Consider the following 15,694-nt stretch of genomic DNA (forward strand, 5'->3'; position numbering starts at 1 on the left):
GTGCCGGTACATCGCCAGCGCGATTACCAGCCACACCACTTGTTTCGCGGGCAGGCGGCGGCGCCGGATGCTCACTGTGCCCGTTGCCTGGACCGCCCGTTCGATCCATTCATAAGGCAGATGCTCAGCCAGCCGGCTCAGCTCGGCTAGCGGCTCTTGCGCTTCGATCAGATAGGTAAGGTGGGCTGAGAGCATCGCGCTGAAAAGTTAACATCTCGACGCGTTGTTTACAACCTCTTCCTGCTTCAAAAATGAAAATGCCGCTCAGCTCTTAACTGAACGGCATTACTCCCCGTGAGGGCTTTTTTTTCGGTCCATTACCCGCGCCGAAGGCGCTTGTCGGGCCATGGAGAGATTCGACAGCGCGGCTCACGTCGGCACCATCTCGAGCGTGACGCCATGCCTTTCATGGTCGACGTGATTGCGTCGGGCACACGCATCTCATCTCGTTGCAAACTTCATCGCAGGCCTGTCGAGTTATCGAACCTGCGAGTTACATACTTTGATCACGTCATCCGCTCACCGCTCAACGGATGCAGGCTTTCATATTTAAGGATTAGGTAACAACGTTTTCGGTACAGGCCAAAACGTCATTGCAGGTGCAAAGACTCGACGAGTTTGCTCGCTGGATCCATGAGCTATGTCGAGTGGCGGCGTGCTAGTTGCACACGAAAGCACCCTGAAAGCCCTACGCCTTTGCGAGGACCTTAAGACGCTTCTCCCTGCCGCTCGAAGTCAGGATACTGTTCCAAGACGATACGTACCCCCTTGAATGTCACCTATAATCGTCCCTGCGAAAATCCTGATTAGAGACTTGGAGATTGAATTGAGCAAACGCGCTGGCTTGGCCGACATTTTAGTAAAAGACGAAGCGGAAATTCTTGCAAGCTGGATCAGCGAGCAGCTTTCAGAGGGGACAAAACAGAGCGGATTGTCCGATTCCGAAATCAAGGAATCTTCGCGTGCCTTCCTGTCGGTGTTTGCGACGGCCGTTAAGAATGACTACACCGAGCAAATCGCTGGTGCTGAGTGGGATGAGGTCCGCGCGCACCTCGCGAAACTTTCGCGCGAACGCGTAGTTCAAGGGTTTTCTTCAGAAGACACTGCAACCTTTGTTTTCTCGCTGAAAAAGCCCTTATTTGACAGTTTGCGCAAATCCGCCGAAGACACTGATCGTCTACACGAGGAATTTTGGAAGCTGACGCAAATACTGGACAAGCTTGGACTCGTCACGGTCTCCGAGTATCAAAAAAGCCGGCAGCAGATTATCGAGCGGCAACAGCAGGAGTTGCTGGATCTGACAACGCCGGTAGTCAAATTGTGGGATTCGATCGTTGCACTGCCGCTGATCGGCACCCTCGACAGCGAACGAACCCAGGTCGTGATGGAAAGCCTGCTCGACTCGATCGTGGAAAACGAAGCAGCCATCGCGATCATCGATATTACGGGTGTACCCACCGTCGATACGCTGGTTGCCCAGCACTTGCTCAAGACTGTGGCGGCCGCACGCTTGATGGGCGCCGAGTGCATCATCAGCGGCATTCGCCCGCAAATTGCGCAAACCATCGTTCATTTGGGCGTGGATCTGGGCGATGTCGTGACCAAGGCCACGCTAGCGGAGGCGCTGAAGATCGCGCTGCGCCGTGTTGGTTTGACAGTAGGCAAGCTGGGTAGCGTGAAAGCAGGCGACTAGGCATGGAACAAATTCCGGTTCTCAAGCTGGGTGACTTTCTGTTGGTCTCTATCCAAGTCGAGCTTCACGATGAGTTGGTATTGAATCTCCAGGACGACCTGACATCGCGTATCGAGAAGACTCATGCACGGGGTGTGCTGATCGACATTTCCGCGCTGGAAATCGTCGACTCGTTCATTGGGCGCACGCTAGGGCACATTGCCGCCATGGCGCGAGTGCTCGATGCCACCACGGTGCTTGTCGGGATGCGCCCCGCTGTGGCGATTACACTGGTCGAACTCGGGATGTCGCTGAAAGGGATACGCACGGCGCTTGACATCGACAAAGGCATGGCTTTGTTGCGTCAATCGCGTGATGACGCCGCGGACGAAACCGGAGAATCCTCATAGTCACTCTGAGCCCCGCCGTCCTGGAAATACGCACGTCTGATCAGGTCAACGGCGCGCGTAAAGCTATACAGGAACTCGCGACAAGAATGGCTTTCGGGACGCTCGAACGGACCAAGTTCGTCACGGCCGCGAGCGAACTCGCGCGTAATACGCTTGTACACGGCAAGGGGGGTACGGTCACGATCATCGAGGTCGAGCATAACGGACGTGTCGGCATCAAACTCGTATTCGCGGACCAGGGCCCGGGCATTCCGGACATCGAGCGAGCGCTGCAAGACGGTTACAGCACCGCCAAAAGTATGGGACTGGGACTGGGCGGCGCACGTCGTCTTGTGAGCGAATTCGACATTACATCAACGGTCAATGTCGGGACTACAGTGAGCATTACCCAATGGAAGCGGCGCTAAGCCTGACGGACCAAAGCGGCATAGCCGAAGCGCGGCGAGCGACAATAAAGCTCGCACAAAGTCTTGGTTTTTCCGAGCGATACCAGGCCGACGCCGCGTTGGTCGCGAGTGAAGCCGCCACCAATATCATCAAGTACGCAGGGCGCGGGGAAATCCTGCTCCGCCAATACACGAGCGGAGAGGTTCCCGGGATTGAATTGCTCGCGCTCGACCGCGGGCCGGGAATCGCCGATCTCGAGGCCGCCCAACGCGATGGTTTTTCAACGGGCGGAAGTCTGGGCGCGGGGTTGGGCACCATGTCGCGCCAGTCGCATCTGTTCGACATCTACTCTGTTCCGGGCGCGGGCACGGCGCTGCTTGCACGCATCCAGAACGCGAGGTCGCATGTGGCCGACGTGTCGCGCTACGCCGTGGGGGCGCGCTCGACGCCCAAGGCGAACCAGGAAGTGTGCGGCGACGGCTGGGGAATCGAGGAACGCAACGGCCAGATGCGTACCGTTCTGCTCGATGGCCTGGGCCACGGCCCGCTCGCGTCCGACGCGTCGCGGCGCGCGGTGGAGATTTTCCTCAAGTCCAATTCCTCCGATACGCCCGCCAGCATTCTCCGACGCGCGCACGAAGGGCTCAAGGGTACCCGAGGCGCCGTGATGGCGGTCGCGCAAATCGATACCGAAGCCGGTTCGATGACGTTCGCCGGGGTGGGCAATATCGTCGGGATCGTGGTGTCGGGCGAAGCGAGCCAGCATCTCCTTTCCACCGACGGCACGGTCGGCTACAACATGCGCCTGATCCGCGAAGTCTCGGCTGAATGGAATGCCCGCAGCGCGATGGTGCTCACCACCGACGGTTTGTCGACGCGTTGGAACCTCAATCGGCATCCGGGCCTGATGCAACATCATCCGAGCTTGATCGCTGCTGTGTTGCACCGCGACTTTGCGCGCGATTCTGACGATGCAACCGTTGTTGTCGTCAAGGCGGCTTGACATGCTTCATCGAATTCTCTCCACGCCGATCAGCAGCAATCTGAGTCTTGTCGCAATCCGCGACCGGTCGCGCCAGGTGGGTGAATTATTTGGACTCGACAATCTGCAGCGCACGCGTTTCATCACGGCTATTTCGGAAATCGCCCGCAATGCCGTGCAATTTGCCGGCGGAGGCACGCTGACTTTCCTCGTCGGCGACGCGAGCGAAGCGATCGACATGCAATGTGTGGTCGCGCAGATCACGGACAAAGGCCCGGGCATTGATGACCTCGACACGCTGCTCGCGGACGCGGCCCACGGTGAAAAGTCTTCGAGCATCGGTATCCCCGGTAGCAGGCGAATGGCCGACGGTTTCTTCATCAGTTCTCAGCGCGGCCAGGGGACGACGGTATCGCTTGAAATGTTTCTTCCACGCGATACGCCGCGCTTGACTACGGCTCAGTTGAACGGACTGGTCGAGCAGTTGACGCGAAGGAAGGCGCAAACACCCGTTGAGGAGTTGGAGCGCCAGAATCGCGACATGCTCCTTGCACTCGAAGAACTGCGCCGCAATAAGGCCGAGCTCGAGGACGCCGACGCCCGCAAGAACGAGTTTCTCGCGATGCTTGCGCACGAGCTGCGTAATCCGCTTTCGGCTATCTCCCTGTCCCTTGAAGTCGTGCAACGCAGCGAAGAGCCGATAAGCGACAAGTACGCAAGGACCTTTTCGGTGATCGGTCGACAGACGCAACATCTTTCGCACATGGTCAATGATCTACTCGATGTCTCCAGGCTCACGCGCGGCAAGGTCGAGTTAAAGACAGAGATCGTTCGTATCGATACGCTGATCGATGGCGCCGTAGAGATGACGGTAGCCGAAGTAGCGCGTTATGGACATCGGGTATTGGTCGACTATCCGCCCGATCCCGTGATGGTCCGGGTTGATCCGGGCCGCTTGAAACAGGTGTTCAGCAACATCATTCACAACGCCGCGCGATACACGTCTCAAGCCGACGAAATCCGCATAGGCGTGACATTCGACGAAAGCCGCGTACAGGTGAAGATAAGCGATCGCGGCATTGGCATTGATGCAAGCATGTTGCCACGGGTCTTCGATTTGTTCGCGCAGGCGTCGATGGGTCTCGGACGGCAGGAATCCGGGCTAGGCATCGGCTTGACTGTCGTGCAACGGCTCGTGCGCGATCACGGCGGATCGGTGACAGTGGAAAGCGCCGGTATCGGGCAAGGCAGCACCTTCGTTGTCGAATTGCCGCGTGTTCACGATCTCGTGTCGGAGGCATGCGAGCCATGGATGGACGGGCGCAACGGTTTTCCGCAACGGATCCTGCTCGTGGATGACAACGAGGACTCTGTGCGAGCGTTAGAGGCGTTGTTGGTCATGGACAGCCATGAATGTCGAATCGCGCTCGACGGAAAAGCGGCGTTATCTTCAGATATAGCGTTCAGCCCGACTGTTGCGGTCATTGATATCGGATTACCTGACATGTCTGGCTTCGACGTTGCAGTCAGCTTGCGCGAACGATTTAGTTCGGACCCTCTGACGTTAATCGCGCTCAGTGGCTACGCGACAGCAGAGTTTCACAAGCAAGCGATCGAGGCGGGCTTTGACTATTATTTTGCAAAGCCCATGCCGATCGACAAATTGTTCGACTTGCTCGAGTCATTACCCGAGTCAAAACAGGGCGCTTCCGAGTAATTGAATCCTCAAATCGTGGGTGGGTTAAGTGCCATCCCGCGCGGTTCTTCAGTCCGAACCATAGATATCACACGGTTATGGCTGCTCGCGCCGATGAGCGGTTTGAATGACCGCTATCAGAAATAAGGAAAGACTCCTTCGGGTGTACGCCGTGAAAAGGTGGCGCTTTCCTATACATTGTCGTTGCGCACGAGGTCGTCAATGTCGGTAATGACCGCACACAATTGAGGTCAATGGCGAAATTGGCGCGAGCAGCAATTGGCGAAGATGGGCTGCCTGCAAAAACACGTTACACCGTTCGACACCTCAACAAGGACCTTAACTCAACGGCATTACCATGTTGCGGTCCTTTTGATCAAAAAAGGCCGCCCGAAGGCGGAAAGAAGATCAGGCCTTGGGATTCGCTGCGATGAACGAAGCCAGCGTCGACTGCCAGCCATAAGCTACGCTGTTGTTGTTATAGAGGCCGTAGCCATCCGTGAAGTCGTACATCTCGTAAAAGTTAAAACCGACCACTTGCGGCTGCGCCACCATCTGCGCCATTGCCTGCTTGATATATGCCACTCCGGTACTTGCCGAAATCGAATTTGACGGCTGGCCGATTCCGCACTCGGAAAAGTACAAAGGCTTCGTGCTGATCTTCGCAATGGACGTGAAGACGTTGTACGTGCCGCTCTTTCCATACACCGATTCCATGTTGCCGCCGGTGTAGTAGTAATGCCAGGCGATCATGTCGAAGTTTGCTGCCGCCGTGGGCATCGCCGAACCATTCGGTTGGATGTTGCTCACGATCATTTGCAGGAAACCGAAATGGATATAAGCGATGCCGCCCAGCATCACCTTGGTCTTGCCGGTGGTGTCGACACTGCGGAAACCATTGCAAAGGCCGGCCTGGAAGGCGACGTACAGCGGAGCGGTGGAATTGTAGTGCGATGGAAGATTGCCATCGACGTTATTGTTCACGCAGATTTCATCGAGCTCATTGCCCATTTCGATCACAGGCACCAGACCGGCAAGCGTGTTCGCCGCTGCAATGCCCAACTGGTAGCCTTGGGTATAGGCGCTGGTGACCGAGGAACCCGTTGGCGTGGCGGCGAGACACGGCAGCACAGTGACGCCCTTCATGCCTGGAATCACCGTATTTGCCAGTACGTTCATGGACGACTGATCCCAGCAGTCCTGCCGGCACGTCTTCATCCCGTTTGCCGTCATCAGTGCAACCTGCTGAGCAAGCGGAATTGATTGAAACAGGCCACCCTGGTTGTAATGCGCACCGATACCGTAGTACGGCAAGACGCCCACAGCGGGAGTTGCCGGCGCTGCCGCGCCGACTGCCACTTTCAGGGAGGCTGACGTGGAAGTGCCGCCTGCTTTCCCAGCCGCGACGCTGAAGGCCATCACGGTCAGCGTCTGGGCGCCCGTAAGCGTGCCCATCTTGACACTCGCGCTCCACTTCCCGCCTGAGGGCGTCACGTCGGAGCTGAGCTTGGTACTGCCGCTATAGACCGCGACGTTGACCCATTGCGTGCCGGCGGTGCCGCTCACGGTGAACGTGGACGTTGCACTGGCATTCTGCGCGGGCGATGTGACTGCGAAGGCAGTCGTACTGCCCGTTGCAGCCTTCTGAGCATTGGCTTCGGCGCCGTCGACAGCAGCGCCGCTGCTATCCGTACCACCGCCGCCACATGCGCTGACGAGCGGCGCAATGCAGCCAGCAACAAGACAACCGAGAACCTTGCGGCGCGCATTAAAATCGTTCATTTGGAATCCTTAGAATTTAACAAAGAGACGAGACACCTCGACGGCCAGGTCGTTATCCGTTCTGGCTGGTTTTGTGCGCCTGCAATGAAGTAGCGAGCTTCGTGCTCGCCCGGAAGGTCAGGCGGCCGGGATCTTCATCGTTTTCTCGACAGCAAAGCGTGGAAGCGGTTCTAAATTTTCGTTGTACTAACATCGCAAGTTTCTCCATCGCCGAGGGACCTCGACGAAAATGTTGGTAAACAAGCATTCGGATCGACTACTTAGCGGTCGGACCAACACGAGTCCTTCCATCCCTCAGCCATGGGCCTTGTTCACAGCCGACGTGATACGGCCTTCAAACCAATCTAATTAGGGCTACTATCAAATTTCCACGTAGCGGAAATCATTTCAGTTTGCCCGGCGACCGCGGTTTGCATCACACACTTGGTACGGCGTACACAAATCCGATTGTCAACAGTCCGTGGGTGCCGTGACCGGGCTGACGTTGCGCGCGCCGAAGGCAAACAACGCGACCACTGCTACATATCGATCACTTCGCCTTGCTGATCTGCCGGCGATAATTCGCTAAGACGAACAAAGCTCGTCGTGCGCGAACCGAAGCGCTCGTCCTTGGATTTACCAGACAATTTAATAGGTACTTTTTACTTGAAACAAAGGTTTTTACGTTCGTATTTACAACCTTGATGCTAAACCGAATGTTACATTAAAGAAACGTTTTTAATCATTAATGATACGAGGGATCTTGTAACTTTCTGTGATAAAGGGAAGTATTTACCTTTAATCCTATCTTATAAGCAAATTTTGCCGCAATTACGCAATTACGCAGATGCAATGTCGCGTTTTAGCATTAAATCTATAAAATTTACTTAGTCCATATTCGTATGATGTTTCAAATTTGAATCAAAATAGATCGTTGTTTTTTTGACGCAATAACGGTCAGTACTCGATCTAAATACGGTCGAATTGACCGGATTTATCGTTGCCACGATGACGTTGACGATCGGCCCGGTCACGATGCCAGCACGAATTGGAAAAACAACGACCGTCACCTCCGGTTAGTCAGCGTGCGGAACGCAATCCGCAGATCCCGTTTTGGAAATCCCAGCCGCCGCGCATGGACCGAGTCGGGATACCAACGAGCCCAGACGAGGTGTGGATGGCTGATATCAGTTAAATCGGCTTTGCTTATCCTGCCGCGACTCTCGACGCGTGCAATCGCAGGATCGTCGGCGACGCTGTCAGCCGTTATATCGACAGCGAATTAGCGCTGGCCGCACTCGATGATGCACTCCAGAAACGGCGTCCTGAGCCCTATCGTTGAATCCACCACGCGCTGGTGGCTGTTGCTACGCGAGCGTGGCCCATCGAAAAGCCCTGGGCCGATACGGTCTGATCGCATCAATGAGCGCAGCTAGAAAGTCATCCGATAATGACATGCAGTGAGTTTCATGAAAACACCGGCGGTCGAAGGCATCTATCTCGCAACGTATAAGACCTTCGCGAACGTGACGTCGCAATTTCCTGTGTTTTTGGAGGTTGTCTACACCGCACGACGAATGCACTCGTTCGCTGGGCTATCCGTCGCCGAGGCAATTTGAGGATCGTCTCGCCCGGTCGCGGCTTAGGTTCTGGCCAAACCCTGGTCCTGCTTCAGAGGTTTACCGAGATGGCACATTGCTGCGCGAAACGCGTCTGACGCGGCGGGAGTCGCAGCCTTCAAGCCATCGAAAATGCAATCAGCCGTTTCAACGCACCGGTGCTGGGTAGTCTTTCCACAGCCATTCGAGTGCTTCGGCCATGGTTTGTGCTTCGGTGGCATCGTCGACATGACCGGCGTTGCGGGAGAACAAGAATTGGTAGTGGTAGCCCTTGGCGGCGAGAACGCGCGCCATATTCTCGTTGGCCAAAGTCCAGTCATGCATGCCATCCGCCATCGCACCGACCAGATAAAAAAAATCCCGGTCCCCTGCTTCGAACCAGAACCGGATCGGCTTGCGCGGCGAATTCGGAATCAACGGTGCGCTATTGGACCCGCCTGCCGATGTCACAGTATTTCCCGGCGCGGTGAGCGCTTGCTTGTTCGGGCCCAGCCCTGCCCACGCAGAGTGGTACTGCCATGCTCCACCTGGAAGTGCTTTGTCATGAGGCCATTGTTGGTTCACCATCGTTGGCGAGTAGCCAAGCACGCGGTGATAGAGATCGGGACGGAACCAAGCCATGCTAAAAGCGGCAGCAGCACTCGAGCTGAAGCCCATGGTCGCGCGGCGATCCGGATCCTTCGTCAATACCACATTCGCATTCTGCTCGACACGCGGTAAAACCTCCCGCTCGACCCATTCGGCGTAGACGCCGGACACGGTGTCATATTCGCGGCCTCGCTCGCTGCCCTGCACATCTTGTCCGCCGGCGCCTATGCCGATGGCCACCATCGGCGGCAGCTTGTGCGCGTGGATGAGATTGTCCAGCACGTTGAACAGCATCTGCTGCTTGAAGAAGCTGTGCGGGCCGGCATCGCCGTACACGATGAAGGGCGCTGCCGTGCCCGGTACGTAATCGGCAGGGACATAGACATCGACTTCACGACTCCAACTGCCGGCATGGCTCTCGGGCACCAGAAGGTCGGATTTGTCGCCAGGAGCGGTCGATGCAGCATTCACCGCCGAATTCCAGCAGTCGGGAATATCATCACGAACCAAACCGGTCCGGTAGATGACGCTGTCTGCCGAGTGCATAACGAAGGTATGGACCGTGCCGTGCGGCACATCAGCCCGAGCTATGGTCTCTGGGGACGGCCGATGCGTCGGACCGATGATGAAGTTGCCATCGCTATTGATCGACGGAACCTGCCCATCCGGCAGTTCCGTCGCTTTTGGATAGTTCGGATTGTGAGGATTGCGAGTGGGTGGAGTCGTATTCAGATCCAGCCCCGCCGTATCGATGAAGAACGGCGCCTTCGGATCGGTCGTGTTGGCACCGGCCGGAACCGAGGCATTGGCCGGTACGCACGTGCCAACAGCAGCGATGGCCGGCACGGCTACAGTCGTGAGCAACAGGGCTACCACGAGAACGGCGTGGGCTTTGGTCATTTGTGATCTCCTCCCTCTGGGCACGCCGGCCGGTTGCGACTAATGCCCGAACAGCGGCTCGTACAGTAGTCGAGAGGGCGAGACAACGTCAAGTCAGGTATGAGGCAGCGCGTACGCATCGTGCGATGACACGCGGTCTTTCGCGAGTCGCCGTCTCTGAACCCAACGACACGTGTGTAGATGGCGCACGGTCCCGAATAGGGTAACCGGGTCAGTTGTTTAGCCTGACTGCATAAACGTTATTGCAGCCCAAAGCTCAGAATACGAGAGACGCAGCGGTAGATTTCTCTCTTATAAAAACTCCCGCAATCGTCTTGGATTTTTGAATCACGCACTTAATGTGTGCTCCCGCACCGTGACTGTTGATCCTCGTGAAGTACCTTGTTAGTACTCGTCGGGGTATCGAAGCCTGGTGTCCCGGCATGAATAAAAGAAGGGATATCGGCGCAATACATTAAAGCCGTCGCCCAACAACTATATAGCGCAATCCGGGGTGTTCTGTGACTGAAGCTCAAATCTATCAAAAATTGACCGACGTGTTCCGCGATGTTTTCGATGACGAAGACATCGTGCCGACCGCCGACACCACTGCTGCGGACGTTGATGGCTGGGACAGCCTCGCGCATATCCGTTTGATCCTGACAGTCGAGAAGGCATTCGGGATCAAGTTCGCAGCGTCTGATGTTGCCGGCATGAAAAACGTCGGTGAATTCGTTCACTTGATCGAAACGCGCGGTTAGGACTACCTAACTGCCGTTCCTTGCCGCGCGATCCCTTGCTGGTCCAATGAGACTGCTCCCCTCAGTTAGAGAGACTGTGCCTTATGGCTGACTACTTATATGCTTCGCTGGGCTGGTTGCCCGGCGCGCCCGCGGATTTTTCCGCACAATGCCGCGCGCTTGTTAATGCGGGTCCCGATACTGAGGGCGCCGATATCGGCAAGCAGATTCGCCGGCTGGCCACGCAGGCACTTGACGAGAATCAGCTGATTCGGCTCGGCAAGTCAATTGCCGCCGCCCGCGGTAACGGCCGCTCTCTGGCACCGCTGACATCGCTACGGCTTGGTGTGATCGGCAATGGAACGCTGGACCATCTCGCGCTGCCTTTGGTTGCATCGGCTGCGCGGCATGGCGTCGCGCTCGACTATATGCTGGGCCATTACGACCAGGTGCTACAGGAAGCGTTGGCGCCGGAGTCCGAGATCAACGCCGCGCAGCTCGATGCCGTGCTGATTGCCGTCGATTATCGGGGGCTGCCGCTGGTCGCGACGCCTGGGGATCAGACAAAGGCACAGGCGACTGTCGACGCCGCGTTGCAACTCCTGGACGCCGTTGCGCGCGGAATTCGCCAACACGGTAATGCGCTGCCCATCTTGCAGACGCTGGCGCCGCCGCCCGAAGCATTGTTCGGTAGCAGGGACGCAGCGATTCCGGGTACTTTGCGTAACCTGATCGACCAGATCAACCATGGTTTGGTACGCCGCGCCGCTGCATCGGAAGACCTGCTGTTCGATGTCAACGCGCTCGCGCAAACCGTGGGTCTCGCGAACTGGCATTCGCCGTCGCAATACAACCTCGCTAAATATCCGTTCGCCGACGCATACCTGCCGTTGTATGCCGACCATGTGGGCAGGCTGCTCGGTGCGGCACGTGGCAAGAGCCGCCGCGCGCTCATCCTCGATCTCGACAATACGCTGTGGGGCGGCGTGATCGGTGACGATCTGCTCGAGGGAATCAAGGTGGCGCAGGGGGACGCGGTCGGCGAAGCGCATCTAAGCGTGCAAAAGTTCGCGCTCGAGTTGCGCGAACGTGGCGTGGTTCTCGCGGTATCGTCGAAAAACGACGACAAGACCGCGCGGCTGCCGTTCCAAAAACACCCGGAAATGTTGCTGCGTGAAAACCACTTCGCCGTATTTCAGGCGAACTGGAACGACAAGGCAACCAACATCCAGGCCATTGCAAAAGAATTGTCGCTGGGCCTCGAATCGTTCGTATTCCTCGACGACAATCCGGTCGAGCGCAACCTGGTGCGCGAGATGCTGCCCGAAGTCGCTGTGCCAGAACTTCCGGACGACCCGTCGCTGTACGCGCGTACGCTGAACGCAGCGGGTTATTTCGAGGCACTCGCATTCCTTGCCGAAGACCGGGAGCGTGCCGGGTATTACCAGGACAATGCGCGCAGGGTGGCCCTGCAAAGTCAGGCCGGCGACCTCGACGGGTACCTGAAGTCGCTCGACATGCAGATCACGTTTGCGCCGTTCGACGAGGTGGGGCGCAGCCGTATCGTGCAACTGATCAACAAATCCAACCAGTTCAACCTGACCACGCGCCGGTACACCGTGGCTGACGTTGTTGAGCTTGAAAGCGAACCCGAAAACTTCAGCCTGCAGGTTCGGCTAACCGATACCTTCGGCGACAACGGCATGATTGCGGTGGTGATCTGCCGCCCGCTGCGCGACGTTGCACGCGGCGATGGATCCGGCAGCACGGGCGACACGTGGGACATCGACACCTGGTTGATGAGCTGTCGTGTGCTCGGCCGCAAGGTCGAAGAAATGGTGTTGAGCGAGGTTCTCATGCATGCGGCCCGGAGCGGCGTCACGCGCCTGGTCGGCCGCTATGTGCCCACCGATCGCAACGCGCTCGTGAAGGACCACTACGCGAAGCTCGGCTTCACGCAAATCGACGAGCTGGGCGACGGCACCACGGTGTGGGAAATAGCTACCGACGTTTGCAGCCCGGTTCCGCATTTCGCCGTGCATCGAATCGGCTTCGATGTCGAGATGCTCACGTAAGGACATGCCATGACTAATTTTGATAATCAGCCGGCGCGCAAGCTGGCGCAGCGGGATTACTTCCTGCTGCCCGCGATTGCTGTGCTTAGCGTGCTGGTGATGTTCTTCGTATCTGAAGTCGGTACCCGGCTTGTCTGGTCGGCGGCGCAAACTGGCCAGGAATGCCACGCCCCCGACCCGACCCTCGGAATCGTCAACCTGCCGAACTGCACGATGCACGTCAAGGTTCCTGAAACCGGCTGGATCAGCTATCACTACAACGATTGCGGATTTCGCAGCACGGAGGCGTGCGGGCCAAAGCCTCGCGGCACGCGCCGGGTCGTGGTCCTTGGAAGTTCGTTTGCCGAGGGCACCAGCGTCCCGTACGACAAATCCTTCAGTGCGCTGAGTGAGGCCCAGTTATCCCGGGAATGTCATGGCCCGGTTGAATTCCAGAATATGGGAGTCTACGAATTGTCGCTGCGCAAAGTGGCGTTGCGCGTCAACCCGGCGCTACGGCTGCAGCCCGACGCCGCCGTCCTGGTGCTCGCGCCTTTCGACCTGGAGAAGCTGAACCTGCCGGACGAAAGCGATGAACCTGCGGGCCTCAAGCGGGTGTCGACCAACTCGTTGTCTCCTGCGGCGCCACACGTCGATATGCTCACCCGCGCTAAGGAAGTGGTCAAGGACAGCCGGGCGCTGACTGTCGCCGAGCACTTCATGTTCGAGAATCCGGACATTGAGATTCCGATGTACTTGCGATACGGCGACAAAGCGGACTTCCTGCGCCCGCCGTTCTCACCCGAATGGCAACACCGGCTTGCTACCGCCGACGCCATCATTGGTGAAACGGCTGCGCGTTTCCGCGCGGCCGGCGTGCCGCTGATGGTGATGTTGATTCCGCAGCGCACCCAGGCTGAGTTGTTGTCGATGAAGAAACGTCCGTCGGGGATTGACCCGTTCGCGCTGCAACGCGCGCTTGCAGCAATCGTGCAGAAACATGGGGCGACGCCGATCGACTTGTTTTCTTCATTCGCGAGTGACGCTCATCCCGGCAACTTCTACTACCCGGTCGATAACCACCTGAATGAAGACGGGTCGCGCGCAGTCGCACGCAGTATCGTCAATAGCTTGTCCGGCAGCGGCATTGCCGCGTTCGACGGATGCGCTCACCAGCCACAAGGAGGCGCATTGTGATCGTCCCGTCATTCCAGTTTCTTGCCTTCGCAGCGATCGCGGCGCTGATCTTCAACCTGTCGCGCTCGCTCGTGTGGCAGAACGTCGTGCTGCTGCTGGTCAACCTCGTTTTTCTCTCGACCTTTTCGCACAGTCCTGCTGCCTTCGCGCCGTTCGCGGGGTTTCTGCTGATCGGATACATCGGCGCCCGGCTCATGCAGTCGCAGCCCAAACTGCCGTTGTTCGTGCCCCTGCTGGTGCTGATCATCGCGATGTTCTTCTGGCTGAAGCGCTATACGTTCGTGCCGTCGGAGCTTGTGCTGCACTATCCGTATGTGACGCTCGGCGTGTCGTATGTGTTCTTCCGTGTGTTGCACCTGATCATCGATGCACGTAGTCCCGGCTTGCCGCACCGGATCTCGCCAGTGGTCTATCTGAACTATGTGCTGAACTTCACTGCTCTGGTGTCCGGTCCTATCCAGCGCTATCAGGATTACTACGTTACGCAGACCGAGCAGCGCCTGCGGCCGAACGTGATTGACTACGGCGTTGCGTTGGAGCGGATCGTGTTCGGCTTCTTCAAGGTCGCGATCGTGTCGATGGTGTTATCGAACGTGCAGCATCAGGCGCTCGATTCCCTGTCGCCGGCGCAACCCTTCGGCGATCGCCTGTGGACGGGTGTCGTGATTGCCGCGGTCTATCCGATCTATCTGTATTTCAACTTTTCCGGATATGTGGATGTCGTGATCGGGGTCGCCCGTTTCTTTGGTATCGCCCTCCCGGAGAACTTCGACCGACCGTTCTCGTCGACTAACTTCATCAATTTCTGGAGCCGCTGGCACATCACGTTATCGAGCTGGTTGAAAACCTACGTCTATAACCCGCTGCTGATGTCGCTGATGAAGCGCTTCCCCGCGCGCAAGATTGAACCGTACCTCGGCGTGTTCGCTTTCTTTGTGACCTTCTTCCTGGTCGGCGCATGGCACGGGCAGACGTCCATGTTCCTGTTCTTCGGGCTGCTTCAAGGCGGAGGCGTCAGCGTGAACAAGCTCTATCAGATCGCGATGACCAAGCGCCTCGGCAAAAAACGCTTTATCGCGATGGGCAACAACCCGTTCTATGCCGCGTGCATGCGTGGACTGACCTTCACGTTCTTCGCGTTCAGCCTGTTCTGGTTCTGGTCGACGTGGACGGAAATGGATTCGATCGTCGTCGCACTTGGCTGGAGCACGGTTGCGCTAGTCTGGTTGCTCGTATTCGCCGCCGCGACGATCGCGCTCACGCTGCTGCAATGGGCGCGCACCGGCGTGATGGCGGTGGGGTTTGCAGAACGTCCGCTGGTGCTGTCCCGATACACACGCACTGCATGGGGCACGGCGCTCGCGGTTATTACCGTTCTAACCCTCGTGATCTCCAACTCGCCAGCGCCGGATATCGTCTACAAAACCTTTTAGCCCGAGCTCGCGCGCATCCCGGCCGAGCGATTGCTTGGGACGTACCGTTTCCGCTATAGCGATACGCAAGTGACCCTGAATCGCTGAATGGTCGGTCTCGTTAACTTTGATGCGAACTGTTCCGAACTTTATTGTCACGGGACAAGGATTTAGGCACATGTCCGGCAGGGCGATACAGCGTTAAGCGCTTGAGGTTTGTTGGCGCCATCGCCCGGGTTTGCTGGATTTGCGTTGAACCATGTTTCACCAGTTCTAAAGACGGCCCGTCAGGCTTAT

12 protein-coding genes are annotated in these 15,694 nt (G+C 57.4%); 9 read left to right on the plus strand and 3 right to left on the minus strand.

What is annotated here, in order from left to right:
- Window positions 1-195 (minus strand): transposase domain-containing protein (locus tag ACMX25_RS32080; protein ID WP_414953931.1); only part of this gene is annotated, 195 nt, incomplete at its 3' end.
- Between the two features lie 625 nt (window positions 196-820).
- Between ACMX25_RS32080 and ACMX25_RS32085 the strand changes: the two genes are divergently transcribed.
- Genes ACMX25_RS32085 through ACMX25_RS32105 form a run of 5 tightly spaced genes read left to right on the plus strand, consistent with a single transcriptional unit; the run spans window position 821 to window position 5,168 of the window.
- Window positions 821-1,693 (plus strand): STAS domain-containing protein, encoded by an 873-nt coding sequence (locus ACMX25_RS32085; protein WP_414953969.1) that lies wholly within the window; start codon window positions 821-823, stop codon window positions 1,691-1,693.
- Between the two features lie 2 nt (window positions 1,694-1,695).
- Window positions 1,696-2,082 carry an STAS domain-containing protein gene (locus ACMX25_RS32090; protein WP_414953932.1) on the plus strand — a complete coding sequence of 129 codons (387 nt, stop codon included), beginning with the start codon at window positions 1,696-1,698 and terminating at the stop codon, window positions 2,080-2,082.
- 26 nt (window positions 2,083-2,108) lie between these two features.
- A complete protein-coding gene (locus tag ACMX25_RS32095; RefSeq protein WP_414953970.1) occupies window positions 2,109-2,489 on the plus strand; it encodes an anti-sigma regulatory factor in 381 nt (126 codons plus the stop codon).
- Window positions 2,474-3,472 (plus strand): SpoIIE family protein phosphatase, encoded by a 999-nt coding sequence (locus tag ACMX25_RS32100; RefSeq protein WP_414953933.1) that lies wholly within the window; start codon window positions 2,474-2,476, stop codon window positions 3,470-3,472. Before ACMX25_RS32095 ends, ACMX25_RS32100 begins: the two co-directional genes overlap by 16 nt.
- Window position 3,473: 1 nt before the next feature.
- Complete coding sequence (locus ACMX25_RS32105) at window positions 3,474-5,168, plus strand: ATP-binding response regulator (protein ID WP_414953934.1); 1,695 nt, start codon at window positions 3,474-3,476, stop codon at window positions 5,166-5,168.
- A 387-nt stretch (window positions 5,169-5,555) separates the two neighbouring features.
- On the opposite strand, the gene ACMX25_RS32110 is transcribed toward ACMX25_RS32105, so the two are convergent.
- Together ACMX25_RS32110 and ACMX25_RS32115 are read right to left on the minus strand one after the other, a co-directional pair.
- Window positions 5,556-6,929: a hypothetical protein gene (locus tag ACMX25_RS32110; protein WP_414953935.1), complete on the minus strand. Its 1,374-nt coding sequence runs from the start codon at window positions 6,927-6,929 to the stop codon at window positions 5,556-5,558.
- A 1,745-nt stretch (window positions 6,930-8,674) separates the two neighbouring features.
- On the minus strand, window positions 8,675-10,015 hold the full coding sequence (locus ACMX25_RS32115) for an alpha/beta hydrolase (protein WP_414953936.1): 1,341 nt from the start codon (window positions 10,013-10,015) through the stop codon (window positions 8,675-8,677).
- A 500-nt stretch (window positions 10,016-10,515) separates the two neighbouring features.
- On the opposite strand from ACMX25_RS32115, the gene ACMX25_RS32120 reads away from it, so the two are divergent.
- The 4 genes from ACMX25_RS32120 (at window position 10,516) to ACMX25_RS32135 (ending at window position 15,418) form a co-directional block, all read left to right on the plus strand.
- The gene (locus ACMX25_RS32120) at window positions 10,516-10,755 is read left to right on the plus strand and encodes an acyl carrier protein (protein WP_414953937.1); all 240 of its coding nucleotides are present in this window, start codon (window positions 10,516-10,518) and stop codon (window positions 10,753-10,755) included.
- Between the two features lie 83 nt (window positions 10,756-10,838).
- Window positions 10,839-12,809: an HAD-IIIC family phosphatase gene (locus ACMX25_RS32125; protein WP_414953938.1), complete on the plus strand. Its 1,971-nt coding sequence runs from the start codon at window positions 10,839-10,841 to the stop codon at window positions 12,807-12,809.
- 9 nt (window positions 12,810-12,818) lie between these two features.
- The gene (locus ACMX25_RS32130; protein WP_414953939.1) at window positions 12,819-13,985 is read left to right on the plus strand and encodes an alginate O-acetyltransferase AlgX-related protein; all 1,167 of its coding nucleotides are present in this window, start codon (window positions 12,819-12,821) and stop codon (window positions 13,983-13,985) included.
- Complete coding sequence (locus ACMX25_RS32135; protein ID WP_414953940.1) at window positions 13,982-15,418, plus strand: MBOAT family O-acyltransferase; 1,437 nt, start codon at window positions 13,982-13,984, stop codon at window positions 15,416-15,418. The genes ACMX25_RS32130 and ACMX25_RS32135 overlap by 4 nt, the downstream gene beginning before the upstream one ends.
- Window positions 15,419-15,694 lie beyond the last annotated feature (276 nt).

Source organism: Caballeronia eucalypticola (assembly GCF_047608185.1).
Lineage (GTDB): Bacteria > Pseudomonadota > Gammaproteobacteria > Burkholderiales > Burkholderiaceae > Caballeronia.